Source organism: Roseinatronobacter sp. S2 (assembly GCF_029581395.1).
GTDB lineage: Bacteria > Pseudomonadota > Alphaproteobacteria > Rhodobacterales > Rhodobacteraceae > Roseinatronobacter.
In genome coordinates, this window is sequence record NZ_CP121113.1 from 853,787 (window position 1) to 877,780 (window position 23,994).

The 23,994-nt window shown below is 60.6% G+C and carries 28 protein-coding genes; 16 read left to right on the plus strand and 12 right to left on the minus strand.

Features of this window, described 5'->3' with window-relative positions; all coding sequences use genetic code 11:
- Positions 1 to 123 precede the first annotated feature (123 nt).
- Positions 124 to 1,572: a diguanylate cyclase gene (locus P8S53_RS04025; RefSeq protein WP_277805879.1), complete on the plus strand. Its 1,449-nt coding sequence runs from the start codon at positions 124 to 126 to the stop codon at positions 1,570 to 1,572.
- Positions 1,573 to 1,796: 224 nt separating this feature from the next.
- Here P8S53_RS04025 and P8S53_RS04030 read toward each other — a convergent pair whose 3' ends face one another.
- The 4 genes from P8S53_RS04030 to P8S53_RS04045 all read right to left on the minus strand — a co-directional run bounded on the left by P8S53_RS04030 (position 1,797) and on the right by P8S53_RS04045 (position 4,220).
- A complete protein-coding gene (locus P8S53_RS04030) occupies positions 1,797 to 2,444 on the minus strand; it encodes a YggS family pyridoxal phosphate-dependent enzyme (RefSeq protein WP_277805880.1) in 648 nt (215 codons plus the stop codon).
- A gap of 13 nt (positions 2,445 to 2,457) precedes the next feature.
- Positions 2,458 to 2,781, minus strand: a complete 324-nt coding sequence (locus P8S53_RS04035) for a porin (protein ID WP_277805881.1) — start codon at positions 2,779 to 2,781, stop codon at positions 2,458 to 2,460.
- Positions 2,782 to 2,961 carry a hypothetical protein gene (locus P8S53_RS04040; protein WP_277805882.1) on the minus strand — a complete coding sequence of 60 codons (180 nt, stop codon included), beginning with the start codon at positions 2,959 to 2,961 and terminating at the stop codon, positions 2,782 to 2,784.
- Between the two features lie 134 nt (positions 2,962 to 3,095).
- Positions 3,096 to 4,220: a porin gene (locus P8S53_RS04045; protein ID WP_277805883.1), complete on the minus strand. Its 1,125-nt coding sequence runs from the start codon at positions 4,218 to 4,220 to the stop codon at positions 3,096 to 3,098.
- Between the two features lie 465 nt (positions 4,221 to 4,685).
- On the opposite strand from P8S53_RS04045, the gene ccmI reads away from it, so the two are divergent.
- The 3 genes from ccmI (at position 4,686) to P8S53_RS04060 (ending at position 6,760) form a co-directional block, all read left to right on the plus strand.
- Entirely contained in the window at positions 4,686 to 5,966 is a 1,281-nt protein-coding gene (gene ccmI, locus P8S53_RS04050) for a c-type cytochrome biogenesis protein CcmI (RefSeq protein WP_277805884.1), read from the plus strand.
- On the plus strand, positions 5,966 to 6,445 hold the full coding sequence (gene ruvX, locus P8S53_RS04055) for a Holliday junction resolvase RuvX (RefSeq protein WP_277805885.1): 480 nt from the start codon (positions 5,966 to 5,968) through the stop codon (positions 6,443 to 6,445). The genes ccmI and ruvX overlap by 1 nt, the downstream gene beginning before the upstream one ends.
- A gap of 81 nt (positions 6,446 to 6,526) precedes the next feature.
- Positions 6,527 to 6,760 carry a DUF1289 domain-containing protein gene (locus P8S53_RS04060; RefSeq protein WP_277805886.1) on the plus strand — a complete coding sequence of 78 codons (234 nt, stop codon included), beginning with the start codon at positions 6,527 to 6,529 and terminating at the stop codon, positions 6,758 to 6,760.
- Between the two features lie 137 nt (positions 6,761 to 6,897).
- On the opposite strand, the gene P8S53_RS04065 is transcribed toward P8S53_RS04060, so the two are convergent.
- Together P8S53_RS04065 and P8S53_RS04070 are read right to left on the minus strand one after the other, a co-directional pair.
- A complete protein-coding gene (locus tag P8S53_RS04065) occupies positions 6,898 to 7,188 on the minus strand; it encodes an HU family DNA-binding protein (RefSeq protein WP_274350020.1) in 291 nt (96 codons plus the stop codon).
- Positions 7,189 to 7,335: 147 nt separating this feature from the next.
- Positions 7,336 to 8,811 carry an AMP nucleosidase gene (locus P8S53_RS04070; protein ID WP_277805887.1) on the minus strand — a complete coding sequence of 492 codons (1,476 nt, stop codon included), beginning with the start codon at positions 8,809 to 8,811 and terminating at the stop codon, positions 7,336 to 7,338.
- 135 nt (positions 8,812 to 8,946) lie between these two features.
- On the opposite strand from P8S53_RS04070, the gene P8S53_RS04075 reads away from it, so the two are divergent.
- The 6 genes from P8S53_RS04075 to P8S53_RS04100 all read left to right on the plus strand — a co-directional run bounded on the left by P8S53_RS04075 (position 8,947) and on the right by P8S53_RS04100 (position 14,090).
- The gene (locus P8S53_RS04075) at positions 8,947 to 9,882 is read left to right on the plus strand and encodes a histone deacetylase family protein (protein ID WP_277805888.1); all 936 of its coding nucleotides are present in this window, start codon (positions 8,947 to 8,949) and stop codon (positions 9,880 to 9,882) included.
- Positions 9,879 to 10,118, plus strand: a complete 240-nt coding sequence (locus P8S53_RS04080) for an exodeoxyribonuclease VII small subunit (protein ID WP_277805889.1) — start codon at positions 9,879 to 9,881, stop codon at positions 10,116 to 10,118. Before P8S53_RS04075 ends, P8S53_RS04080 begins: the two co-directional genes overlap by 4 nt.
- Positions 10,115 to 10,990, plus strand: a complete 876-nt coding sequence (locus P8S53_RS04085; protein ID WP_277805890.1) for a polyprenyl synthetase family protein — start codon at positions 10,115 to 10,117, stop codon at positions 10,988 to 10,990. The genes P8S53_RS04080 and P8S53_RS04085 overlap by 4 nt, the downstream gene beginning before the upstream one ends.
- Before the next feature lie 45 nt (positions 10,991 to 11,035).
- Positions 11,036 to 12,952: a 1-deoxy-D-xylulose-5-phosphate synthase gene (dxs, locus tag P8S53_RS04090; RefSeq protein WP_277805891.1), complete on the plus strand. Its 1,917-nt coding sequence runs from the start codon at positions 11,036 to 11,038 to the stop codon at positions 12,950 to 12,952.
- A gap of 90 nt (positions 12,953 to 13,042) precedes the next feature.
- Entirely contained in the window at positions 13,043 to 13,474 is a 432-nt protein-coding gene (locus P8S53_RS04095; protein WP_277805892.1) for a hypothetical protein, read from the plus strand.
- A 145-nt stretch (positions 13,475 to 13,619) separates the two neighbouring features.
- Positions 13,620 to 14,090, plus strand: a complete 471-nt coding sequence (locus P8S53_RS04100; protein ID WP_277805893.1) for a Dps family protein — start codon at positions 13,620 to 13,622, stop codon at positions 14,088 to 14,090.
- A gap of 6 nt (positions 14,091 to 14,096) precedes the next feature.
- Here P8S53_RS04100 and P8S53_RS04105 read toward each other — a convergent pair whose 3' ends face one another.
- The 6 genes from P8S53_RS04105 to P8S53_RS04125 all read right to left on the minus strand — a co-directional run bounded on the left by P8S53_RS04105 (position 14,097) and on the right by P8S53_RS04125 (position 19,050).
- Positions 14,097 to 14,336 carry a DUF1289 domain-containing protein gene (locus P8S53_RS04105; protein WP_277805894.1) on the minus strand — a complete coding sequence of 80 codons (240 nt, stop codon included), beginning with the start codon at positions 14,334 to 14,336 and terminating at the stop codon, positions 14,097 to 14,099.
- A gap of 43 nt (positions 14,337 to 14,379) precedes the next feature.
- On the minus strand, positions 14,380 to 14,550 hold the full coding sequence (hemP, locus tag P8S53_RS21285; protein ID WP_306417875.1) for a hemin uptake protein HemP: 171 nt from the start codon (positions 14,548 to 14,550) through the stop codon (positions 14,380 to 14,382).
- 356 nt (positions 14,551 to 14,906) lie between these two features.
- Positions 14,907 to 16,049 (minus strand): metal ABC transporter permease, encoded by a 1,143-nt coding sequence (locus P8S53_RS04110; RefSeq protein WP_277805895.1) that lies wholly within the window; start codon positions 16,047 to 16,049, stop codon positions 14,907 to 14,909.
- Positions 16,046 to 17,188, minus strand: coding sequence for a metal ABC transporter permease (locus P8S53_RS04115; protein ID WP_277805896.1), 1,143 nt, complete (start codon positions 17,186 to 17,188; stop codon positions 16,046 to 16,048). Before P8S53_RS04115 ends, P8S53_RS04110 begins: the two co-directional genes overlap by 4 nt.
- Positions 17,185 to 17,997, minus strand: coding sequence for a metal ABC transporter ATP-binding protein (locus tag P8S53_RS04120; RefSeq protein ID WP_277805897.1), 813 nt, complete (start codon positions 17,995 to 17,997; stop codon positions 17,185 to 17,187). Before P8S53_RS04120 ends, P8S53_RS04115 begins: the two co-directional genes overlap by 4 nt.
- Before the next feature lie 72 nt (positions 17,998 to 18,069).
- Positions 18,070 to 19,050, minus strand: a complete 981-nt coding sequence (locus P8S53_RS04125) for a metal ABC transporter solute-binding protein, Zn/Mn family (protein ID WP_277805898.1) — start codon at positions 19,048 to 19,050, stop codon at positions 18,070 to 18,072.
- Positions 19,051 to 19,236: 186 nt separating this feature from the next.
- Between P8S53_RS04125 and pcaD the strand changes: the two genes are divergently transcribed.
- The 6 genes from pcaD to P8S53_RS04155 all read left to right on the plus strand — a co-directional run bounded on the left by pcaD (position 19,237) and on the right by P8S53_RS04155 (position 23,961).
- The gene (pcaD, locus tag P8S53_RS04130; RefSeq protein WP_277805899.1) at positions 19,237 to 20,022 is read left to right on the plus strand and encodes a 3-oxoadipate enol-lactonase; all 786 of its coding nucleotides are present in this window, start codon (positions 19,237 to 19,239) and stop codon (positions 20,020 to 20,022) included.
- Complete coding sequence (gene pcaC, locus P8S53_RS04135) at positions 20,019 to 20,405, plus strand: 4-carboxymuconolactone decarboxylase (RefSeq protein WP_277805900.1); 387 nt, start codon at positions 20,019 to 20,021, stop codon at positions 20,403 to 20,405. Before pcaD ends, pcaC begins: the two co-directional genes overlap by 4 nt.
- The gene (gene pcaH / locus P8S53_RS04140; protein WP_277805901.1) at positions 20,398 to 21,123 is read left to right on the plus strand and encodes a protocatechuate 3,4-dioxygenase subunit beta; all 726 of its coding nucleotides are present in this window, start codon (positions 20,398 to 20,400) and stop codon (positions 21,121 to 21,123) included. The genes pcaC and pcaH overlap by 8 nt, the downstream gene beginning before the upstream one ends.
- A 2-nt stretch (positions 21,124 to 21,125) precedes the next feature.
- On the plus strand, positions 21,126 to 21,725 hold the full coding sequence (pcaG, locus tag P8S53_RS04145) for a protocatechuate 3,4-dioxygenase subunit alpha (protein WP_277805902.1): 600 nt from the start codon (positions 21,126 to 21,128) through the stop codon (positions 21,723 to 21,725).
- Between the two features lie 83 nt (positions 21,726 to 21,808).
- Complete coding sequence (locus tag P8S53_RS04150; protein WP_277805903.1) at positions 21,809 to 22,642, plus strand: 3-keto-5-aminohexanoate cleavage protein; 834 nt, start codon at positions 21,809 to 21,811, stop codon at positions 22,640 to 22,642.
- A complete protein-coding gene (locus P8S53_RS04155; RefSeq protein ID WP_277805904.1) occupies positions 22,639 to 23,961 on the plus strand; it encodes a lyase family protein in 1,323 nt (440 codons plus the stop codon). Before P8S53_RS04150 ends, P8S53_RS04155 begins: the two co-directional genes overlap by 4 nt.
- Positions 23,962 to 23,994: the final 33 nt, after the last annotated feature.

Below are 23,994 nucleotides of genomic sequence, written 5' to 3' on the forward strand. Positions count from 1 at the left end.
TGTGCCAGCTTCTGTCGCGATGGTAATGATCTTTTAAACAGATTGCGACACTCTGCGATGTGATTGTGGTGCGCCATGGATATTCGGGTGCGCCGGCGTGGGGATTTGTGCGGATGTGGGTCAATGTGTGCGAAAGATTATTCCGACAAGGCAAGCGGCGCCGCATCTGAACGCGCCTATGCGGAAATGGTTGCCCAGCATGCCCCCGACGGGGTGATAATCAGTGGCCCGGATCGTTTGGCGCTATGGGTTAATCCGGCCTTCACGGCGCAGACCGGATACGGAATTGATGCGCTGCGCGACAAAATGGTGGTCGATGTGTTGCGCGGTGCGCAAACCGACCGCCACTGCCTGCAAAAGATAAATGACGCCTGCACGCAGCGGCGCGAAATTCAGACAGAATTGCAGCTATATGCCCGCGATGGCCGCCTTTTCTGGGTGGTGTTGAAGATTACGCCGGTTTTTGATGCCGCAGGTGTGCATACGCATTTCATCTCTCATATGCGCGACATCACGGAACGCAAGAAACTTGAACACCAGAATGACGAAATGCGTCAGGCCGAAGAATTACGCCAGTCCGAACGCCAGCTTCTGGCCCTCACGAGTGAGTGGCTTTACTCGGCAAAATCCTTTGATGAATTGCTGATGGTGGTGCAGCGCGCGATGCACACCCTGATCCCCGAAGCGGACGGGGCGCTATATATCTATGGTGCGTCGCGCAGCACGCTGGATCTGGCGACAAGCTGGGGCACCATCCCCGATTTTCCGCCCCATATCCTGCCGGATGATTGCTGGGCCTTGCGGCGGGGGCGGGCCTATGCCTACGGGCTGAAACCCATCCAGTTCACATGCGATCATGTGGCCAAACCGGACACACCCTATTTCTGCCTGCCGATTATTGCGCATGGCGAAACCATCGGCCTGCTGCACATCATCTTTGACGGGTTTGAAGAACACGGGCTAATGCGCCACATGCGCGATGATGTTCTGCGCAACCGCTGGGATGTGTCGCTGATCTGCGCCGAGCAGATCAGTCTTGCGATTGCCAATGTCCGGCTGCGGCAGGAACTGCACGACAAATCCATGCGCGATGCGCTGACGGGGCTGTGGAACCGGCGGTGGTTCATGGATCGCGCCCTGCGTGATTTCGCCATGGCCGAGCGCGAAGGGCGCGAAATCGCCCTGATCATGCTGGATGTCGACCACTTCAAGGCCTTCAACGACAGGTTCGGCCATGATGCGGGTGATCTGGTGCTGCGCGAAGTGGGGGGCATATTGACGCGGGCGGCCAGCGACAAGATACACCCCTGCCGCCTTGGGGGGGAGGAGTTTGTGATCCTGTGCCCAGATATGCAGGCCGCGGATGCCGCCGCGCTGGCCGACGGGATTCGCGCAGCCCTTCAGGCGTTGCGGCTGGCGAATGCGGGGGTGGAATTGCCGGAAGTTACTGTTTCGGCGGGGGTGGCGGTGTTCCCCACCCATGGCCGCAGCATCGAGGATGTTTTGAAAGCGGCCGATCAGGCGCTGTATCTGGCCAAGGATCAGGGGCGCAACTGCACGGTTATTGCATGACACCGGCGACACTGGCACACAAGTGCCACCTTGGGCCGAGTGCGCTGCAAAAGCGTGGAAGGATACGCATTATCAAAGGCTAGGTTGGCGTGCGAGAAGGGAAATAAACGCAGGCACACCATAGAGAATGTTGCTCAAAAGTGGGAACCGGTTTTGAGCTTCTCGAACATGCGCAATCAATAACTTAGAGCATGTCTCGTGAATGCGAATGAACGTGATATGCTCTAGCGGCGTGCGCCGAATATGGCAGAGCCGACGCGCACATGGGTTGCGCCATGCGCAATTGCAACTTCGAAATCGTCGCTCATGCCCATGGACAGCGCATCCAGCCCGTTGCGCGCGGCCATCTGTGCCAGCGCGTCAAAATGGGGGGCGGGGTCGTCATTCACGGGGGGGATGCACATCAGCCCCAGCACGGGCAGGTCCAGCGCGCGGCAATCCGCGATGAAGCTGTCGGCATCATCTGGCAGGATACCGGCCTTTTGCGGTTCCGCGCCGGTGTTGACCTGCACGAACAGGTCGGGGCAGTGGCCCAGTTCCTGCGCCAGCCGCGCAAGGCTGCGGGCCAGTTTGGGGCGGTCCAGTGAATGGATGGCCTGAAACAATTCCATGGCCGCGCGGGCCTTGTTGCTTTGCAGCGGTCCAAGCAGGTGCACATCCAGCGGGCCGAATTCCGCGCGCCAGTCGGGCCATTTGTCCGCCGCTTCCTGCACACGGTTTTCACCGAACAATCGGTGACCGGCGTGCAGCACGGGTAAAACGCGGTCATGGGGTTGTTCTTTGGACACGGCAATCAGCCGCACGGAGGCGTTGGCCCGCCCATGGGCTTTGGTGGCGCGGGCAATGCGGGTGGTGATGTCAGTCAGGGACATGGGTGCGCCTTGGTTAATTGCCAATGAAAACATGCTGCCCGCGCGGGCGGTTCATGGGCTTTTCCGCGTCAAAGCCGAAACCGAACCGCGTGCCGCCATCGGTTTCGGCGGAAAACTGGAACCTGACCCTTGCGCGGCTGACAAATCGCGCGCGGCTGATGTTTTCATCGCTGCGCGCGGGGCGGTCGGTCCAGACAATGCCCATGCGCGCATCACCGGAAATTTGCAGGCCGGGGTTTTCGCGCCAGTCGCGGGCCCCGTCGCGGTGTTGGGCGGGGGCGGACGTGGCCAGTGCGGTGATGGCCAGCGCCAGTGTTATGAGGGGGGCGGCCCGCATTCAGCGGTTGCCAAGGCGGCGCACATCATGGCCTGCGCCCATGAAAACCCCGCCGACCCCGTCAAACACGGCGGATGTGGTTTCGCACCCTGTCAACAGGACTGCGCCCAGCACTACGGCCATCAGCGCGGGGTGTTTGCTGCGTTTTGCGGGGGAAACTGCCTGTTCTTGCCCTATCATGCTGCCCTACCTTTTGCGGTTATGATTGCGCACAGTATAGCAGAGGGGGCGGGGGAATTTGAACAGAAAAGCGTGAGAAAAGAAAAGAGCGGGCAAATGCCCGCTCTTTCCGTATAACCAATGATCGGTAAGGATCAGAAGCTGAAGTTCAGACCGAAGTCAGCGCGTGTGCGCGAAGGTGCAGCGCCGAGGGACGGACCAAAAGCAGCGTTCACGTTAGCTGGCGCGTTGTAGCTGGAAGGTGTAACAGGTGCTTTGGTTGCGCCAATACGGGCAATACCGCCCACCAAGGTTGCGCCGCCGCCCAAGTCGTAGCTTGCGCCAATACCGTAGTTGGTGGAGGACTGGATGGTGCGACGAGCATAAGCTGTAACCGTGGTTGCGTCGAATTCACCCGTAACCGACAGGCCGTAATGGCTGCGCGACAGGTTGGTCCGACCACCAAGCATTGTTCCCAGATCGCCACCAACACGGCCGGCAACTGCCTTGATCGTGAAGCCTTCCATCTCGTATTCAGCACCGATGATGATATGGCTTGCGCTAAATTTGGTGTTGTTGGACGGATCTGCAATATCGTTGTAGCTTGCTTTGCCTGCTTCATAACCAGCCGACAGTTTCAGGCCATCCATGGAGTAGCTGACACCCAATGCGTAGAGCGTGTCTTTGTAGTTTTCTGTTGCAGGGCGGCTAACTGCAACATTGTTCACAACGTCAAAACCACCATTGTCAGTGCGGCGCTGCTGGCCGACCGATGCGCGGAAGGTGAAGGAGTCGATGCTGTAAGCATACAGCACAGCTGTACGACGGCCAAAGTTGGTTGCCCGACCTGTTGCGAACGTGCGGTCCAGATATGTTGCCTCTTGCGGGTCACCAAGATCGGTCAGGCTAATCGCATCAATGTCACCGACGGTTGCGCGTGCAGCACCTGCAACGTCACCGAATGTCAGGCGACCGAATTCGCCATCGATATACACGCTACCGTTAGCCATTGCTGTGCCGCCGGAGTTTGCGTTGCCGAACTGGTCGCCGCGTACGCTTGCGCCGAACGCCAGACCGGAATCTGTTTCACCGGACATGGTGAAGTTGACGCGGATACGGCTTGTGAACTGCAGTTTTGCGCTGTTGGCACCAGCGGAGTTGTCACCAGCGCGGTTGTCGTATGCGATACCCATGCGAGCCGAACCCGACATGTTGACCTGTGCAGCGGCTGCGCCTGCTGTCATGACCAGTGCGGTCGAAGCAAGAAGAAGCTTTTTCATTTGTTTTTCCCTCGTTATCTAAGGTGTTCCTCGCCTTACCACTCAGGCAAGGTCTGAGCCTGTTTCTGACTTTTGCCCCTGTAATTCAAGCCAAAGCGAATGCCGCCCTGATCAGCCCGCAAAAATGGTGCAGTTTTGCCACGCCTTGGGAGTGTGGCGAAACGCTGGCCTGCTGGTGCGGGCGCTGTGGGCAGGGAGTAAGCGTTTGTAAAATTGTTATAAAATGTAGCATTTCGGGTGGGCCAGTGCGCGGCCTTGCGGCGGGCGGGTTTTTTGGGCGGCACGGCGGGGCCGTGCGGGCGAATCGCGCGGGGGGCTTGCGGTCCTGTGCCGTGATTGCCGTGACAGGCTGGAATTGAGGGGGGGCGCGGCCCTGTGGCGCAGGTTTAGCCCTTTTTCCGGTGGCAGGTAGTCGTTATGTCAGGGGGGCGCGCGGATACGCAGGTATATAGTATAGGGGGCCTTATGGCAGTCGTCGGCCAGATAGCAGGATTTGTCGTCATCGCGGTCATGGTGGTCGTTGTGTTGTTGCGCGCGGTGTCGCGGGCGCGCACCGGTGGCGCGGCGGACGGGGTGGAACGCGCGATGCGGGTTTACCGCGACCAGTTGCGCGAAGTGGACCGCGACCTGTCGCGCGGCACATTGGAGCAGGCAGAGGCGGACCGCCTGCGTCTGGAAATCCAGCGCCGCATTCTTGATCTGGATAAGGGGGGGCGCGGGGCGGGCGTGCCGTCATCGCCGCGTATGCGCGCTGTTATGGTGGGCGTGATCGGTGTGCTGCTGGCGGGGGCAGGGTGGCTGTATCTGACCTATGGCGCGGTGAATTACCCCGACCAGCCGCTGGCCGCGCGCCATGCCGATGCGGACGCCGCGCGCGCAGACCGCCCCAGTCAGGCGCAGCTAGAGGCCGATTTTGCCGAGATGCGCCCTGATGCGCCGGATTTTGAGGACCGCGCCGATCTGGAACCGATGGTGGCGCAACTGCGCGAGGCACTGGCAAACCGCCCCGATGATGTGCGCGGGCATATCCTGCTGGCGCAAAACGAATCGCGGCTGGGGAATTTTCCGGCGGCGGCGGTGGCGCAGGCGCGGGTGGTAGAATTGCGCGGCGATGATGCGGATGCGCAGGAATATGCGTTCTGGCTGGATTTGCTGGTGCTGGCGGCAGGCGGCATGGTGTCGCCCGAGGCCGAGGAGGTGATCGAGCAGATATTGCGGCGCGATCCCGCCAACGGGGTGGCCCTGTATTATACGGGGCGGATGTATGCGCAGACAGGGCGGCCCGACCTGACATTCCGCGTGTGGCGCAGGCTGCATGACCAAAGCGCGGGCGATGCGCCCTGGATGCCGGAGATTCGCGCATCCCTGCCGGAACTGGCGCAGATTTCGGGCGAGCCGCGCTATCAGTTGCCGCCGCGCCCTGCGCCTGCATCGGCGGGCGGGCGCGCGCCAAGTGCGGCCGATATTGATGCCGCCATGGAAATGAGCGGCGAGGACCGCGCCGCGATGATCGAAGATATGGTGGCGTCGCTGTCGGCGCGGCTGGCCAATGACGGCGGCACGGCAGATGACTGGGCGCAACTGGTGCGGGCGCTGACAGTGCTGGACCAGCGCGAACAGGCAACCGCGATTTTGCAGGAAGCGCGCACCGTGTTCGCCGCGCGCGCCGAAGATCTGGCACTGATCAACGCTGTGGCCGAAGACGTGGGCCTGTCTGCGGGCAGTTCTTTGGATGGGGCGCCCTGATGGCCGTGTTTTCGAAATTTGATGCGTTTGTGGCCGCGTTGCCGGTGCGGCAGGCGCTGGCGGGGCTGGACCTTGGTGAAAAGACCATCGGGGTTGCCGTGTCGGACCGCATGTTGTCGGTGGCCAGCCCGTTGCAGACTATAAGGCGGCGCAAGTTCGGGCTGGATGCGCAGGCATTGCTGGATATTGTGGCGGGGCGCGATCTGGGCGGGCTGGTGCTGGGCCTGCCGCGCAACATGGACGGGTCCGAGGGGCCGCGCTGCCAGTCCACCCGTGCGTTTGCGCGCAACCTGTCGGCGCTGACGGACCTTCCGATCGGGTTCTGGGATGAACGGTTGTCCACGGTTGCTGCCGAACGCGCGTTGCTGGAAGCCGACACATCGCGGCGCAGGCGCGCAGAGGTGATTGACCATGTGGCGGCCGGTGTCATCTTGCAAGGCGCGCTGGACAGGCTGGCGGTGTTGCGGCGGGCTGTATAGGGGTGCGTGTTTTGGCACTGGTCCGCCCCTGCCACCGGATTATCTTGCGCAGAACGCTGATTTCGCCAAGGGCATATTCACATGAGTGACGCAGTATGGAAACGAGATGAAATTGAAAGCCCGTGCATCAATGTCTGCGTCATCCACCCTGAATCGCGGCTGTGCACGGGGTGCTTGCGGTCAATAGACGAAATTTCGCAATGGTCGCGGATGACGCCGCAGGCGCGTCAGTCTGTCATCGCAGACCTGCCGGGGCGTCAGGCGCTGATCGGCAAACGGCGCGGCGGGCGCAAGGGCCGTTTAAGCCGGTCGTAAGCGTGAAGCGATTTAACTGATTGGTCTGGGGGGCGTCGCAGCGTGGCAGTGTTTGTGCGGCTGTGTCGGCATCTTGGCATATCCGGGCGCGACACTGCACAGCGCCTGCCCGGATACGCGATAGTCTGCGCTGGTCCTTAGTCGTTGACCGCGTCCTTCAGGGCTTTTGCCACAGTGACCTTCACGGCCTTGTCGGCAGGCTTGGTCATGGTTTCGCCGGTGGCGGGGTTGCGCACCTGACGTTCGGGGCGTGCGCGGCACATGATCTTGCCGATTCCGGGCAGGGTAACTGCACCGCCCGCTGCGACCTCACGCAGGACAACTGCCGATACAGCATCGATTGCTGCGGATGCAGTTTTCTTGTCGGCACCCATTTCTTCTGCAAGTGCTGCGACAAGCTGGGTCTTGGTCATCGGTTTGGTCGTCATCTTACTCTCCTGATATTGAGTGCGTGGCGCGAATGGCCCTGACACTTGATATTTTCGCTGCGCATCTAGCCCTAGTTTATGTCCGCTGACAATCACCCCAAGGCAAGAAAAAACGGCCTTTTGCGCCGAAATTGCCGATTTCTTACATTATAGAAAGGCAGTTTCGTTGAAACTGCGCAGTTTTCGGCTGTGAATCCGCTCCAGCGGCATGTCGCGCAGCGACTCCATTGCGCGAATACCGATGCGCAAATGGCGGGCCACCTGGGTCTTGTAGAAGTCGGACGCCATGCCCGGCAGTTTCAGTTCCCCATGCAGTGGCTTGTCCGATACACACAACAGGGTGCCATAGGGCACACGAAAGCGGAAGCCGTTGGCCGCGATTGTGGCACTTTCCATATCCAGCCCGATGGCGCGCGATTGCGACAGGCGTTGCACCGGGCCGGACTGGTCGCGCAATTCCCAGTTGCGGTTGTCGATTGTCGCGACTGTGCCCGTGCGCATGATCTGCTTCAGCGCGTAGCCCTCCAGTTGCGTAATCTCGGCCACGGCGTCTTGCAATGCGATCTGGATTTCGGCCAGCGCGGGGATGGGCACCCAGACGGGCAAATCCGCATCAAGCACATTGTCTTCGCGCAGATAGGCATGCGCCAGAACGAAATCCCCCAGCGCCTGACTGTTGCGCAAGCCCGCGCAATGGCCCACCATCAGCCACGCATGCGGGCGCAGCACGGCAATATGGTCGGTGGCGGTTTTGGCATTGGACGGGCCAACCCCGATATTGACCAGCGTGATCCCCGCGCCATGCTTGCGCTTCAGGTGGTATGTGGGCATTTGCGGCAGGCGTGCCAGTGTGGGGATGTCCACATCAGGGTCCGTCACTTCCACATTGCCGGGCGCGATGAAGGAGGTGTAGCCGCTGTCGGGGTCACGCAGTTGGGCGCGGGCAAAATCCTCGAATTCATCGACATAGAACTGGTAGTTGGTAAACAGGATGTGGTTCTGGAAGTGTTCGGGCGCTGTGGCCGTATAATGCGCAAGGCGTGCCAGCGAATAATCTATTCTTTGGGCCGTGAATATCGCCAGCGGTCGTGACCCGTCGGCATTGGCCACGCGGTCGCCATTGACGATATCATCATTGGTGGTCGACAGGTCCGGCACGTCAAATATATCGCGCAGCGAAAGTGTCATTTCGCCGTTTTCCGGCAGCACGATATCCCCGCGCCCCGCCATGGCAAAATGCAGCGGTATCGGTGTGTCCGACGGGCCAATGCTGACGGGCACATTGTGATTGCGCATCAACAAGCCGATTTGTTGTTTCAGGTAGTGACGGAACAGGTCTGGGCGGGTCACCGTGGTGGCATATATGCCGGGTTCCGCGACATGGCCGAAACTTAGTCGGGAATCGATGCGGTCAAAGCGCGTGGTGACAAGCCTGATTTCGGGATAGAAGGCACGGTATCTGTGCGCGGCCACATTGCCGCTGGCGGTATGGTTGAACCCTTGCACCAGAAAATCCAGTGCTTCGCAATACAGGGCTTCAAGGTGGGCGACCGCGTGTTCGGGATCGGTGAAAAAGCGGTGCTCGTGCTGCGGCGGTGTCAGAATTGCGGGCGATTGGGTCATGCCTGTTGCGGGCCTTCTTGTATTCGACATATGGGCGTTAAACGCTACAGTGCCACTGACGCGGTCTGTGAACAAGCGCTGTGCGCGCGCAAAATCACTCTTTCCCCGTGGCAGGCAATCGTCTAGCGTTCGGCCATGACGACAGCATATATCACCCATCCCGATGCGCAACTGCACCAGACACCCGCTGGTCACCCTGAACAGGCGGCAAGAATGGCCGCCATCGAGGCAGCGCTTGGCGGCGCTGAATTCGCGGCCCTGATGCGACATGATGCCCCTTTGGCCAGTGATGCGCAGTTGCTGCGCTGTCATCCAGAACCCTATCTGGACCGTATCCGCCGCGCGATTCCGGCCGCAGGCATATATCAGCTGGATGCAGATACGCATGTATCAAACGGGTCGCTGAATGCCGCGCTGCGTGCAGCTGGCGGGGCCTGTCTGGGCGTAGATATGGTTTTGCGCGGCGATGCGCGGAATGCCTTTGTCGGTATGCGCCCGCCGGGGCACCATGCTGAAACATCCACACCAATGGGGTTTTGCCTGTTCGGAACTGTTGCGATTGCGGCGCGTCACGCCATGGAACAGCACGGCCTGTCGCGCGTGGCGGTTGTGGATTTCGATGTGCATCACGGCAATGGCACGCAAGATCTGCTTTGGGACGAGTCCCGCGCGTTGTTCATTTCCAGCCACCAGATGCCGCTTTGGCCCGGCACGGGGGGCGCGGATGAACGCGGCGCGCATGGCAATGTCATGAATGTGCCGCTGGCACCGGGCACCGGTGGTGCATCATTCCGGCGTGTCTATGAAGATATCGTGTTGCCGCAGCTTGACCGTTTCGCCCCCGAACTGGTGCTGATTTCGGCGGGGTTTGATGCCCATCGCGATGACCCCCTGGCGCAGCTTGAACTGTCGGAGCGCGATTTCGCCTGGGTGACGGGGGCGCTGTGCGATATTGCTGCGCGTCATTGTGATGGCCGGGTGGTGTCTGTGCTGGAAGGGGGCTATGATCTGCCCGCGCTGTCCGCGTCGGTCGCGGCGCATGTAGCAGTCTTGATGGAGCAGCAGGAATGACAGATAAACCCGTTTCCGAAATGAGCTTCGAAGAAGCCCTGCGCGCGCTTGAAGATATTGTCACGCGGCTGGAACGCGGCGATGTCCCGCTGGAGCAGTCGATCACGCTTTATGAAACCGGCGCTAAGCTGAAAAAGCAATGCGAAGAACGCCTGAACGCGGCGCAGATGCGGGTTGAAGCGATCCGCCTGTCCGAAAACGGCACCCCCGAAGGGACGGAGCCGTTTTCCGCATGACCGGCTTTGTCGTTCGGCTGGCCGATGCCGCCAGTGTGACCGAGGCACGATTGCAGGCCGAAATAGTTACCCAACCTGCAAGCACAGTGCGCGATGCCATGGCCTATACCGCGCGCGGTGGCAAGAAACTGCGCGGGTTTCTGGTGCTGGAGGGGGCGCGCCTGCACGGGGTGGGGCGGGAACTGGCTGTGCAGCCCGCCGCCGCAATAGAGGCGGTGCATGCCTATTCACTGGTGCATGATGATCTGCCCGCGATGGATGATGACAGCCTGCGCCGTGGTCAGCCCACAGTGCATGTGAAATGGGACGAAGCGACCGCCATTCTGGTGGGCGATGCATTGCAGGCGCTGGCCTTTGGCCTGCTGGCCCGCGATGATGCGGCGCCAACCCCGCAAGCGCGGCTGGCCTTGCTGGCCACTCTCGCGCAGGCATCGGGGGCGGCGGGCATGGTGCTGGGGCAGGCGCTGGATATTGCGGCGGAAACGTCACCCGCCCCCCTGACGCTGGCGCAGATCACGCAATTGCAAGCGTGCAAGACCGGCGCGCTTATCGAATGGTCCGCATGTGCGGGGCCGCGCATGGCGGGGGCCGATACCGGCGCGCTTGCGGCCTATGCCCATGCATTGGGGCTGGCCTTCCAGATTGCCGATGACATTCTGGATGTCGAGGGCGATCCCGCCCTTGCGGGCAAGCGCCTGCAAAAGGATGAAGCGGCAGGCAAGGCCACTTTTGTGTCGTTGTTGGGGCTGGACGGGGCAAAGGCGCGTGCGCGTGATCTTGTCGCGCAGGCGCAAGCGGCCCTTGACCCATACGGTGCGCAGGCTGATGTGTTGCGGCAGGCCGCGCAATTCGTTATCGCACGGCAAACCTGAAGGCCGTGCCAAAGGGAATGCGCCGCGCAGGGGAAAGGAACCGCCATGCCGCAGACACCGCTACTGGATAAAGTAACCTCGCCCGCTGATTTGAAGCGGCTAAGCGACCGTGAATTGCGCCAGCTTGCGGATGAGTTGCGCGCGGAAACCATTGCGGTTGTGTCGGAAACCGGCGGGCATCTGGGGGCCGGTCTGGGGGTGGTGGAACTGACGGTGGCGTTGCATGCGGTATTCGACACGCCGCGTGACCGGTTGATCTGGGATGTATCGCATCAATCCTATCCGCATAAAATCCTGACAGGGCGGCGCGACCGGATGCGCTCCCTTCGTCAGAAAGACGGGCTGTCGGGGTTCACCAAACGATCGGAATCGCCCTATGACCCGTTCGGGGCTGCGCATAGTTCGACCAGCATTTCAGCCGCGCTGGGCTTTACCATGGCGCGCGAGTTGGGCGGCGCACCCGACCCCGCCCTGGGCGATGCCATTGCGGTTATCGGCGACGGGGCCATCAGCGCGGGCATGGCCTATGAGGCGCTGAACAATGCAGGCCATCTGGGGCGGCGCATGTTTGTCATCCTGAACGACAATGAAATGTCGATTGCACCCCCTACGGGTGCGATGTCCAGCTATCTGTCGCGGCTTTATGCCGAAAAGCCGGTGCAGGACATCAAGCATGCCATGAAAGGTGCCTTCAGCCTGCTGCCCGGGCCGCTTCAGGAAGGGGCGCGCCGCGCCAAGGACTTGCTGAAGCACGCGACCGTCGGCGGCACCTTGTTCGAGGAGTTGGGCTTTAACTACCTTGGTCCGATTGACGGGCATGATCTGGACCAGTTGCTATGGGTGCTGCGCACCCTGCGCGAACGCGCGGATGAACCCATGTTGATTCATGTCCTGACGAAAAAAGGCAAGGGCTATGCCCCTGCCGAAGGGGCGGCAGATCGCGGGCATGCGCGTGCCAAGTTCGACATGGTGTCGGGCAAGCAGCACAAGGCCCCGTCGAATGCGCCAAGCTACACCAAGGTTTTTGCCGAGGCGCTGATCGCCGAGGCCCGCCGCGACGACAAGGTTGTCGCGGTCACCGCTGCAATGCCTGACGGAACGGGGCTGGACCTGTTCGCGCGCCAGTTCCCGAAGCGCATGTTTGATGTGGCCATTGCCGAGCAGCACGGCGTTACCTTTTGCGCGGGGCTGGCGGCCGGGGGCATGAAACCGTTCTGCGCGCTGTATTCGACATTCTTGCAGCGCGGGTATGATCAGGTCGTGCATGATGTGGCGATCCAGCGTCTGCCGGTGCGGTTTGCGATTGACCGCGCAGGGCTGGTGGGGGCGGATGGCGCGACCCATGCGGGCAGTTTTGACGTGGCCTTTCTGGCCAACCTGCCCGGCATGGTGGTGATGGCCGCCGCAGATGAGGCGGAACTGGTGCATATGGTCGCCACCGCCGTTTCCCATGATGACGGCCCTATTGCGTTTCGCTTTCCACGCGGCGAAGGCACCGGCGTGGACATGCCCGAACGCGGGCAGGTGCTGGAAATTGGCAAGGGGCGGATGATCCGCGAAGGATCGCGGGTGGCCATCCTGTCCTTTGGCACGCGCCTGAGCGAAGTGTTGCTGGCGTGCGAAGCGCTGGCGGCCAGGGGAATTACCCCCACGGTTGCAGATGCACGTTTTGCCAAGCCGCTGGACCGTGACCTTATTTTGCAACTTGCGGTCAATCATGAAGCGCTGATCACCATTGAAGAAGGGGCCATTGGCGGCTTCGGCAGTCATGTGGCGCAACTTCTGGCGGATGAAGGCGTGTTCGATACGGGGCTGAAATACCGGTCCATGGTGCTGCCTGATACGTTCATAGATCAAGCCAGCCCGCATGACATGTATGCCGCCGCAGCAATGAACGCGCCCGATATTGAAGCCAAAGTTTTGTCTGTTTTGGGGGTGGCGCAGCTTGGCAAACGTGCCTGATTAACTGTTTGTGCGGGGGGATATGCACAAACCCTCTGGTCAGATGCCTTATTCCATACTATATCAGTCGGGTATGAAGGGGGCGTCTTGATGGGTTTGCAAAAGCAGATAGTTGCACCGAATGCACCACAGCCGTGGGGCCGTAACGAAAGCCACATGGCCGCGTTGTCGATGCTGCGTGTCCTGATGCGGCAATGTCGCGCCAAGGCCCGTCTGGAACCGTTCGAGGCTTGCGCGGTGCTGCAAAACGCCCCGCATGAAGGCGCGCAGCCCTATGCTGATGCGTTGTTGCGCGTTCTGGCGCAAGGTCTGGCGCATGGGCCGGTTATCCACCGCTTGGGCGCGACCGAATGTTCGTTCGATGAAAACTGGCTATTGGCGCTTATGGATGCGATTTCGCGTGATGACCGCGCCAGCACGGCATTTTTGCTGCGTGCGCGCCTGCCTTTGCATTTGCGCCGTCATGTGGGGTGGCTGACCGCACAGATGATGCAACGCGTAAGCCGCCTGAAACCTGATTAAATTCGTAAGTTTTAGAATCTTTCTAAAAAAGCTTGAAACGCGCGCGCGCCTCGCTTATCTTGATTGCAAGCGGGTAGCCAGCAGTGTCGCAAGCCAGTCCCGTGTTGCATAATCCATGATTCGTTGAATGACAGGAGGGTTCCTTATGACCCAGACAGCACAACAACTGACCCCCAGCGCACAAGAAGCCATTTGCGAAGCGCTGAACCAATGCGTGGCGGAAACCGCCGTCACCACAATGCTTGCGCAGAACTTTCACTGGAATGTCACCGGCATGGCCTTTGGGCCGCTGCATGATATGTTCCAGAAAATCTATGAGGATCACTTCGTTGCACAGGACGATCTGGCCGAACGCGTGAAAGCGCTTGGCGGACATGCCGAAGGGCAGCTTTCACGTATGCTCAAGCGTTCCAAAGTGGCAGAGCATGACGGGAATGCCAGCGCCGAGGTGATGATCGAAACCATGGCCAAGGCGCAGGATACGCTGGCCGCAACGCTTGCGGGTGCCGCTGCCGTTGCCGAAGAACATGGCGACCTGCTGACGCAGGATCTGGCCATCGGGCGCGGGCAGGTTCATGAAAAATTTGCATGGTTGCTGCGCGCGCACTTGGGTTGATATCTGCTAAAACGGCGCTTTAACGCCTTTCTTCTCGCAACGCTTGCGATAGGCGTCTGGCCAGTGGCGGTATTTTCCAAGATCGTTTTGCTGATGCATCAGAAGGTCCAGAAAGGCCCTCTGGTGCGTTTCTTTTTTCAGCTTCTTGAACATGGATTTCTGCGGCTTGGTCATCGAACATCCGATGCAGTGACCTTCGCGTTTGAATTTGCACACGTCAATGCAGGGCGAGGGGATCTTGCTCATTCTTGTGGTCCTGACTGGCCCCGGGGCGGGGCAACTGGCTGGGCTATTTGGTCAAGATAAGTTTTCGCGTCCGGGTGATGCGCAGTGTATATACCTGCCCGTCAAGGGCGATGTGCGCAGTTGCCCCCCCGTTTGTCAGGATGGCTGCGTCGTGACAAGGCAATTCAGGATCAGGTGCGGCACCGCTGAATTGTGTGTCGCATCGGGTGTCCATGTCCATTTCGGTGCGCATCTGCTTTTCGGTCATGGAGTGTTCACAGATACGGTGCTTTGAAATAACAGCCAATCTGTCAACGCGGAATGTTCGGGCAAGCAGGTGCAGGGTTCATCGCAAAACAACTCCAGAACTTCGGCGCGGCACTGGTGGTCGCAGGTTCCACGATACCGTTCGGTTCGGGGGGCCATTTTCCGGGGCATTTGCGATGTGCTCAGTGTCATGTTCAGCGCCCGAAACAGTCCGGCTGCATGTGCCGGAATTGCGTTTGAACCGGGCTGACCTGACGGTTGGCTTGGTGTTATCTAAAACCTATCAAAAAAGTCGGAATAGTCAAGGCCGATATGCAGTGTGCTTCAGGCGGTCTGGGATTTGTGATGGCGCGCAAATATTCCTTCGGCTACGGCCTGACCTTTGGGGCGCAATGCCAGCAAACCGTCGCGGCGCTCTATCAGGTCGCGGTCCAGTGCGCGCAATATCGTGGCGCGTGCACGGTGTTCCGACCAGCGCAGGTGGTCGGTCAAGGCGCGGCGGGTGTTTTCTTCCGGCATGTCGGGGCTGTCTTGATGGGTGTATAGATGGGCAACCAATGTCCGGCAGTCATGGTCCAGCCGTTCCGAACCTTGGCGCAGCGCCTGCGATACCAGCCCGCGGCCCGGTGCCAGCAACAAGGCCAGCGCGAACCAAACGCCCGTCGTCGCGGCCATCATGCCCCCGATCGACACGTTCCAGTAAACCGCCAGCAGATATCCGGTGACGCAGGACAGCACCGAAATTGTGACCGCCAGCACGACCATAAGCCACAGTCGGCGTGTCAGCAGATAGGCCGTTGCAGGCGGCACAATCACAAATGCGATGAACAAAATAGCGCCCACCGCGTCAAAGGCCGCAACGGCGGTCACGCTGGTCAGGGTCAGGATCGCATAATGCAATACCCCCGGAAACAGCCCCAGCGCCGCCGCCAGACCGGCATCGAATGTGGTCAGTTTCAGTTCCTTCCAGAAGGCCAGAACAAAGGCCAGATTGACCGCGAAAACGACACTTAACGTGGCCACAGCAACCGGAATACGCACGCCCCCCAGTGTCAGTGTATGCAGCCACACAAACCCGATTTCGCCCAGAAGCACCGTGTCCACATCAATATGCACATTGCGCGCGTTCAGTGAAATCAGGATGACCCCTGCTGCAAATAATGCCGGAAAGATCAGCCCGATTGCGGCATCCATCTTGACCAGCCCCGATTTTGCAAGCGCTTCGGACAGAACCACCGTCAGCAACCCTGTGACTGCCGCACCCAGTATCTGGAAAGGGCCGGTCAGGTGGCCCGTCAGCATCCAGACCACGATGATCCCCAATACAATCGAATGGCTTATGGCATCGGTCAGCATGGAATTGCCGCGCAGCACAAGAAAACTGCCCAGCAATGCGCCCGATGCGCCAACCAGAATGCCGGTGGTCATGATCATGGCCGGGATTGATGCAAAATAGGCGTCAATCATGGGGTGTCCTTGTCTGCATCTGTCGGTGTGCCTGACAAGGCGCGCGCTTCGGCATGTCCGGCCTTGGTCAGTTCCCAATGGGGGGTTGTTTCGGGCGGGTGGGTGACTTGCTGGATCAGGCCGCGCCGTTCAAGTGCCTGTATCCGCATGGCGTGGGGGGCTGCGCCCAGTGCTGTGTTCAACATGCCGCGTTCTGCCTTGTAGGCGGTGTCGTCATGCGCATTTGCCAGGTCTTGCAGGGCTGTCAGAACACGCCCTTCGCTGATGCGTGCGCGCATGGCGCGCGCGGCCAGTGCCTGCCAGATCAGCCCGCGCCGTGGTGCCACCAACATGGAGATCACCACAAAAGCAGTCGCAATCAGCACGACAACCGGCCCTGTTGCAAGCCCGCGCGCAGACGCGCTGATCAACGCCCCCAATGCGCCCGCTGTCGCCCCAAATGCGGCAGACAGCACCACCATGGAACCTAGCGCGCGGGTCCATTGCCGCGCAGCCGCCGCAGGGGCAATCAGCAGGGCAACCATCAGCACAACGCCCACCAGTTGCAGGCCGATGACGATGGCGAAGGCCACCATCACGGTCAGCGCGCCTTCGATCCATGTCACCGGCAGCCCTTGGGCGCGCGCGAAATCCGCATCAAAACTGACCAGCTTGAATTCCTTCCACAGGGCCAGCACCAGTGCCAGCGCCGCCAGCCCGCCTGCGCCCATGATCCAAAGATCACTGCGCAGGATCGCGGCGGCCTGCCCGAACAGAAAGGTCGTCAACCCCGCCGAAGCCGCCCCGCCTTGGCCCTGAATATAGGTCAATGCCACAACGCCAACTGCGAAAAACACACTCAGCACAATTCCCAGCGCCGCGTCGGTTTTCAGGGTGGTGCGCCGCACAATCAGTTGCATGATCAATGCCGCCAGCGCGCCGGTGAAAAACGCACCCGCCAGCACACTGCCCAGATCGCGCCCGCCCGCCACAAGAAACCCAAGGCACACACCCGGCAGGGCGGCGTGACTAAGTGCGTCCCCCAGCAGGCTTTGCTGGCGCAGCACGGCAAAGGCCCCCAGCATGCCGCTGATGGCGCCCAGCAAGGCCGCACCGAACAGCACGGTCTGCACGATATTGCTGGACAAAAGCGCGGTCATTTCTGTGTGCCCGTGTCCGTATCTGTGCCCGTATCTGCACCCGTCTCTGTGGTCGCGCCCGATGCAATCATGGCCAGTTGCCGCCCGTAGGTGGCGCGCAGGTTTTCGGGCGTATAGGTTTCGGCAACCGGTCCTTGCGCGATGATACGAACATTCATCATCACCAGCCAGTCGAAATAACTTTGCACCGTTGTCAGATCATGATGCACCACGATGATGGTGCGCCCCTGTGCGCGCAGGCGGTGCAACAGGTCGATGATCACGGCTTCGGTTGCGGCGTCCACACCGGCCATGGGTTCATCAAGAATCAGGATCGGGGCATCCTGCACCAGCGCGCGGGCAATGAACACACGCTGCTGTTGCCCGCCCGAAAGCTGGCTGATCTGACGGTCGGCATAGTCCTGCATGCCAAGTTCGCGCAGCGCATCCAGTGCGCGCGCGCGATCTGCCGCATTCGGGCGGCGGAACCAGCCAATTTTGCCATAAAGGCCCATTTCGACCACATCGCGCGCCGTTGTCGGAAAATCCCAGTCAACGCTGTGGCGTTGGGGGACATAACCGATCTGGCCGCGCATCTGGCGCACCGGACGGCCCAGAAAACGGACATGCCCCGCGACAGGCCGCACCAGCCCCAGCGCGGTTTTCAACAGCGTTGATTTGCCAGATCCGTTCGGCCCGACAATCGCCGCCATCACCCCCGGCGGAATATCCAGATCAATGTCCCAAAGCGCGGGATCTGCGCCATAGGTTACGGTCAGATCTTCAACATGAAGGGCGAATTGAGGCTCGTGCAGGTTGTCGTCGCGCATTGTTTGTCTTTCTTGGGCGCAAGGCCGCAGTCCGGTGCGGACTGCGGCTGGATTGCAGATAGCACACCAGGATCAGTGTGCCATATCCCATGTTTCTGCCCATGCGTGCAGCGCGTCTGGCAGCGGGGGCACTGTGCCGCCAAGTGCCTGCGCGATGGTTGCCGTGTTATGGCGGATCATCCCGATATAGGTTCCATCGGCGGTGCCGTCATCGCCCATTGCATCGGAATACAATTCCCCCCCAAGGGTGACATCATGCCCCAAGGATTGCACTTCGGCAATCAGCGCATCAATCGTGCGCGGGTTCAGCGTGGTTTCCACGAAAACTGCGGGCACGTTATTGTCCACGACGAAGGCCGCGACATCGCGGATGTCGCGAATGCTGGCCTCTGATGTGGTGCTTATGCCTTCGATCGCTTCTGACGCTTCGATGCCATATGCGGCAGAATAATAGGCGAAGGCATCATGCGCGGTAATCAGCATGCGCTGATCTTGTGGAATGGTCGCAATGGTGTCGCCCACCCAGTTATGCAGGGCATCCAGCTGCACCAGGTAGTCATCAAGACCGGTCTGGATGGTGTGCGCGCAGGCGGGCCGCAAATCGGTGATGGCATCGGCGATGACAGGCGCAATCCTTGCCCAGCGGCTGACATCCATCCACAGATGCGGGTCAAGCGTTCCGGGGGCATCCGGGTCTGCCAGCAGATCGGCATCATCGAAAGTTGCTGCAATCAGCCCGACGGTCGGTGTGCGGTCCGAGAAATCCTGCAAGACACCCGCAAGCCGTTCTTCCAGTGCGGGATCGACGTAAAAGATCAGTTCCGCACCTGCAAGGGCCTGCACATCGCGCGGTGTGGCGGAGTAGTCATGCGGGTCGGTGCCCGTACCGATCAGCGTTGATATATCAACACAAGGGTCTGCAACATTGCGTGCCACATCTGCGATCATGCCGATTGTTGCCAGAACTTTCAGCGGTGCCTCATCGGCCATGGCATTGGGCGCAAGGCCCAGTGCCAGTGCAAGTGCGGTGGTAAATGTAATGGGGCGGTGCATTGTGACTCCTGTAGGTTCGGTGATGCGGGCAATATATGTAAATGAAAGTCATTCGCAAGAATAATCTACATAAGGCAGACTTCTTTGTGTTGAATCGCGTGACTGGCGGTTTTTCATAACCTAGGGGTTATGATATAAAGCGAAGAATATAATTTTATCCCGCAGCTGGATGTGTAGAATGCCCTTATGAAAACAGTCATTCACAATAACATAGTGCTGCATATCCGCGATGAAGGTCGACGCAATGGGGTGCCTGTGCTGTTCGCCAATTCATTGGGAACCGACTTGCGTGTGTGGGATGCGGTTTTACCGCTGTTGCCGGACGGGCTGCGGCTGATCCGGTATGACAAGCGCGGGCACGGCCTGTCGGACGCGCCGCCCGCCCCTTATACGATGGATGCGTTGGTGGCCGATGCGGCGGCGGTTCTGGATGAATTGCAGGTCACGAAAGCGGTCATTGTCGGATTGTCCATTGGCGGTATGATTGCCCAGGGGCTGGCCCATGCGCGCCCCGATCTGGTGCGCGGCATTGTGCTGATGGATACGGCGGCGCGCATTGGTCCTGAACAGATGTGGACTGATCGCATCAAGGCCGTGCACGATAACGGCATTGCGCCGCTTGCCGACGGGGTTCTGGCGCGCTGGTTTGCGCCCGCCTTTCACCGCGACCATGCGGGCCAACTGGCGGTGTGGCGCAATATGCTGTGCCGCACAACGCGCGACGGGTATGCAGGCTGCTGCGCGGCCATTGCGGGCGCGGACCTGACGGAAGCGACCCGCGCGCTGGATCTGCCCGCAATCGCCATGGCCGGAAGCGAGGATGGCGCAACGCCGCCGGAACTGGTGCGGGCCACTGCCGATCTGATGGGCGCACCGTTTCATCTGATTGACGGGGCAGGGCACCTGCCTTGCGTGGAAAATCCCGCGCGGGTGGCCGCGCTGATCGCAACTTTCCTGAAGGAGACAGCATGACCAACCGTTATGACACCGGAATGTCGGTGCGGCGCAGTGTTTTGGGGGATGCCCATGTCGACCGTGCCGAAGCGGCCCGCAGCGATCTGGACACGCCGTTTCAGACATTGATCACCGAAAGCGCGTGGGGCACCGTCTGGGCATCAGATGCGATAAGCCGCCGTGAACGGTCGATGCTGACATTGGCCTTGCTGGCCGCGACCGGCAATTTCGAAGAAATTCCCATGCATATCCGCGCAACCGCGCAAACCGGCGCAAGCGCGCGCGATGTCATGGAAGCGTTCCAGCATGTGGCGATCTATGCGGGCGTTCCGCGTGCAAATCACGCGATAAAACTGGCGAAAGCCACCTTTGCCGAGATGGAGGCGGCAAACAATGCTTGATGGACCATTGATTCCGCGCAACCGCGCGATACACCCCGACCCCTATGATCCGGGCTATAAAACCAGCGTGGCACGGTCCCCGAACCTGCCGCTTCTGTCGATGGATTCAACCCCGTCCGAAGAAACCGGACCACGTTTCGGACATGCCCGTTTTGGCGCGTTGGACAACAACCTGATCCTGAACTGGACGCGCGGCGCGGCCCCCGCAGTGGGCGAACGTATTTTGATGCATGGGCGCGTGCTGGATGAACATGGCCGCGCTGTGCCCGACACGCTTGTTGAAATCTGGCAGGCCAATGCGGGCGGGCGTTACCGCCATAAGAAAGATGGCTATCTGGCCCCGCTTGACCCCAATTTCGGCGGATGTGGCCGCACGCTGACGGACGCGCAGGGACGCTACCAGTTCCTGACCATTCGCCCCGGCGCCTACCCCTGGCCGAACCGCGGCAATGACTGGCGGCCCATGCATATCCATATTTCGGTATTCGGCCACAGCTTTGGCCAGCGCCTGATCACCCAGATGTATTTTGAGGGCGACCCGCTGATCCCGATTTGCCCGATCGCGGCAACCATCAAGGACCGCGCGCAACTGGACCGTCTGGTGGCCCCGCTGGATATGGCAGCGTCGAAACCGCTGGATTATCTGGCCTATAAGTTCGACATCGTGCTGCGGGGCCGCCGCCAAAGCATGTTCGAAAACAAACCGGAAGGGATGTGATCATGGTTCAGAAACTTAACATGCTGCAAGAAACCCCGTCGCAGACTGCCGGACCCTATGTGCATATCGGTATGATGCCGACCTATGCGGGCAACGCAGACACCTTTGACGATGAATTCGGCACAAGCCCGATTGCGGAAGGTGCGCAGGGCGATGTGATCGAGATTACAGGCTCTGTCTATGATGGAACGGGCTGGGCCATGCGCGATGCGCTGATCGAAAGCTGGCAGCCGGATGCACAGGGCAGATTTGCAGGGCAGGACGGCGCCGACCCCAAGGTTTCGGGATTTTGCCGGTTTGCGGTCGATGCCGAAAGCGGCGAGTTTTGTCTGCGCACCGTCAAACCGGGGTGTGTTGCCACCAGCGACGGCACCCTGCAAGCGCCGCATATTGTCCTTTGGATTGTCGCGCGCGGTATCAATATCGGCCTGCAAACCCGCATCTACTTTGAGGATGAGGATAACAGCAAAGACCCCATTCTGGCGCGTATTGAACAGCGCCCGCGTGTGGACACGCTGATCGCCAAAAAGACCGGCCCGGGGCAATACAGGTTCGATATTCGCTTGCAAGGCGATGGCGAAACCGTGTTTCTGGACATGTAAGCAGACCTGCGCCTTGCCCTGTTGCAGCAGACACAGGGCAAGGCGCATGACATCAAAGCGCGCGAATAAAGGACGTACCCGTCATGACCAATCCTTGCATCATCGCTGTGGCCATCACCGGTTCGGTGCCGACCAAGGCGAATAACCCCGCCGTGCCCGTGACCATCGCCGAACAGATTGAAAGCACGCAAGAAGCGTTCGAGGCGGGCGCGAGCATTGCGCATTGCCATGTGCGCAATGAGGATGAAACCCCGTCATCGGACCCCGATAAATTCGCGCGCCTGAAAGAGGGGCTGGAGAAACACTGCCCCGGCATGATCATCCAGCTATCCACCGGCGGGCGCTCTGGCGCGGGTCAGGCGCGCGGTGGCATGTTGCCCTTGCGCCCCGACATGGCCTCGCTGTCCGTGGGGTCGAATAATTTTCCGACACGCGTGTATGAAAACCCGCCTGACTTGGTGGACTGGCTGGCATCCGAGATGCTGAAATACGATGTTATGCCCGAGATTGAGGCATTCGATTTGTCGCATATCATTCAGGCCGCCAGGATGGCGGGCGATGGCCGTTTGAAACAGCCGCTTTATGTGCAATTCGTCATGGGTGTGAAAAACGCCATGATCGCGGATGAGCGTATTTTGGACATCTATATCGAAACGCTGAAACGGTTTGCCCCTGATGCGCTGTGGTGTGCTGCGGGTATTGGACCGAACCAGATTGTGGTGAATGAATGGGCCATCGCGCGCGGCGGGCATACCCGCACCGGGCTGGAAGACAATGTGCGGCTGGACCGTGACCGGCTGGCGCCCTCCAATGCCGCATTGGTGGCGCGTGTGGCGGAACTGTGCACGAAATATGATCGTCCGGTCGCGACATGGCAACAGGCGCGCGACATTCTGAACCTGCCATTGCGCACATGACGCCCAGTCCGTTTGACAGCGCGCTGTTAGGGCCATTGCTGGGGGACGCAGACGCGGCTGAAATCCTGTCTGAAACCCGTTTTGTGGCGCATATGATCACGGTCGAGGGGGCCTTGGCCCGCGCCTGCGGCAGTGTGGGGCTTATCCCGCAGGACAGCGCCGGACGCATATCGCGCGTGTTGTCGCAAACCCACATCGACCCGCAGGATCTGGGTGCGGGAACTGCCGCTGCCGGTGTTCCGGTGCCGGCATTGGTCAAGCGCTTGCAGGCCGAACTGGGACAGGATGGCCAGTTTGTGCATTGGGGCGCGACCAGTCAGGATATTGTCGATTGCGCGCATGCCCTGCAATGGCGCGATATGCTGGATTTGCTGGCCGCGCGGGTTGCGCAGGTGCTGGACGCGCTGCAATCGGCAAGTGATGGACATGCGCAAACGCTGATGGCAGGGCGCACGCGCAGTCAGGTGGCCACGCCCATCAGTTTTGGTTTGCGCATTGCCACATGGGCGCAGCCGTTGATCGCGTTGGAACAGGCATTGCCTGATTTGCGCGCGCGTTTGTTGCGCGTGCAGTTTGGTGGCGCGTCCGGGTCTGCCAGTGCCGTTGGGGGGCATGCGGCGGCGCTGTCTGCCGCCCTGGCGCAGCAGTTGGATCTGGCGGATGGCCCTTGCTGGCATACCGACCGTTCGGCCATTGTTGCACTTGGTGGCTGGTTGGCTGCGGTGTCGGCCGCACTGGCGAAAGCGGCGCGTGATCTGGTCATTATGGGCCGGTCCGAAATATCCGAGGCCCGCGCCGGACAAGGCGGCGGGTCGTCCACGATGCCCCAGAAATCAAACCCTGTCGCCGCCGAGGCGGTTATCACGCTGGCCGACTGGATCGCCTGTTTGCAGCCCGCCCTTGCCCGCGCGGCCAGCCCGCTGGAAGAACGTGACGGGGCCGCATGGGCGCTGGAATGGCTGGCCTTGCCGCAAATGGGAATCGCAACTGCCGCCGCGCTGCGCCACGCGCTGGGCCTGATCCAAAGCGTGACGGCTGATCCTGCGCGCATGGCTGCGCAACTGGACGCCGGAAATGGGGCCGCATTGGCAGAGGCCGCAAGTTTCGCATTGGCCGCATATATGCCACGCCCCGAAGCGCAGGACGTGGTCAAGGCCGCACTTGCGCGCGCGCGTGAAGACGGGATTTCACTGCCGCAGGCGCTGGATCTGCTTGATGCCTCTCGCGGGTTGACCGACTGGACTGCGACATTATCCGCGCAATCCCAGCTTGCCGCGTCCGAAGTCATGCGCACCCGTATCTTGGCCCAACGCCGGTAGGTGTAGCCGTAGGGTTGTTTGGTCTGAAGCGGC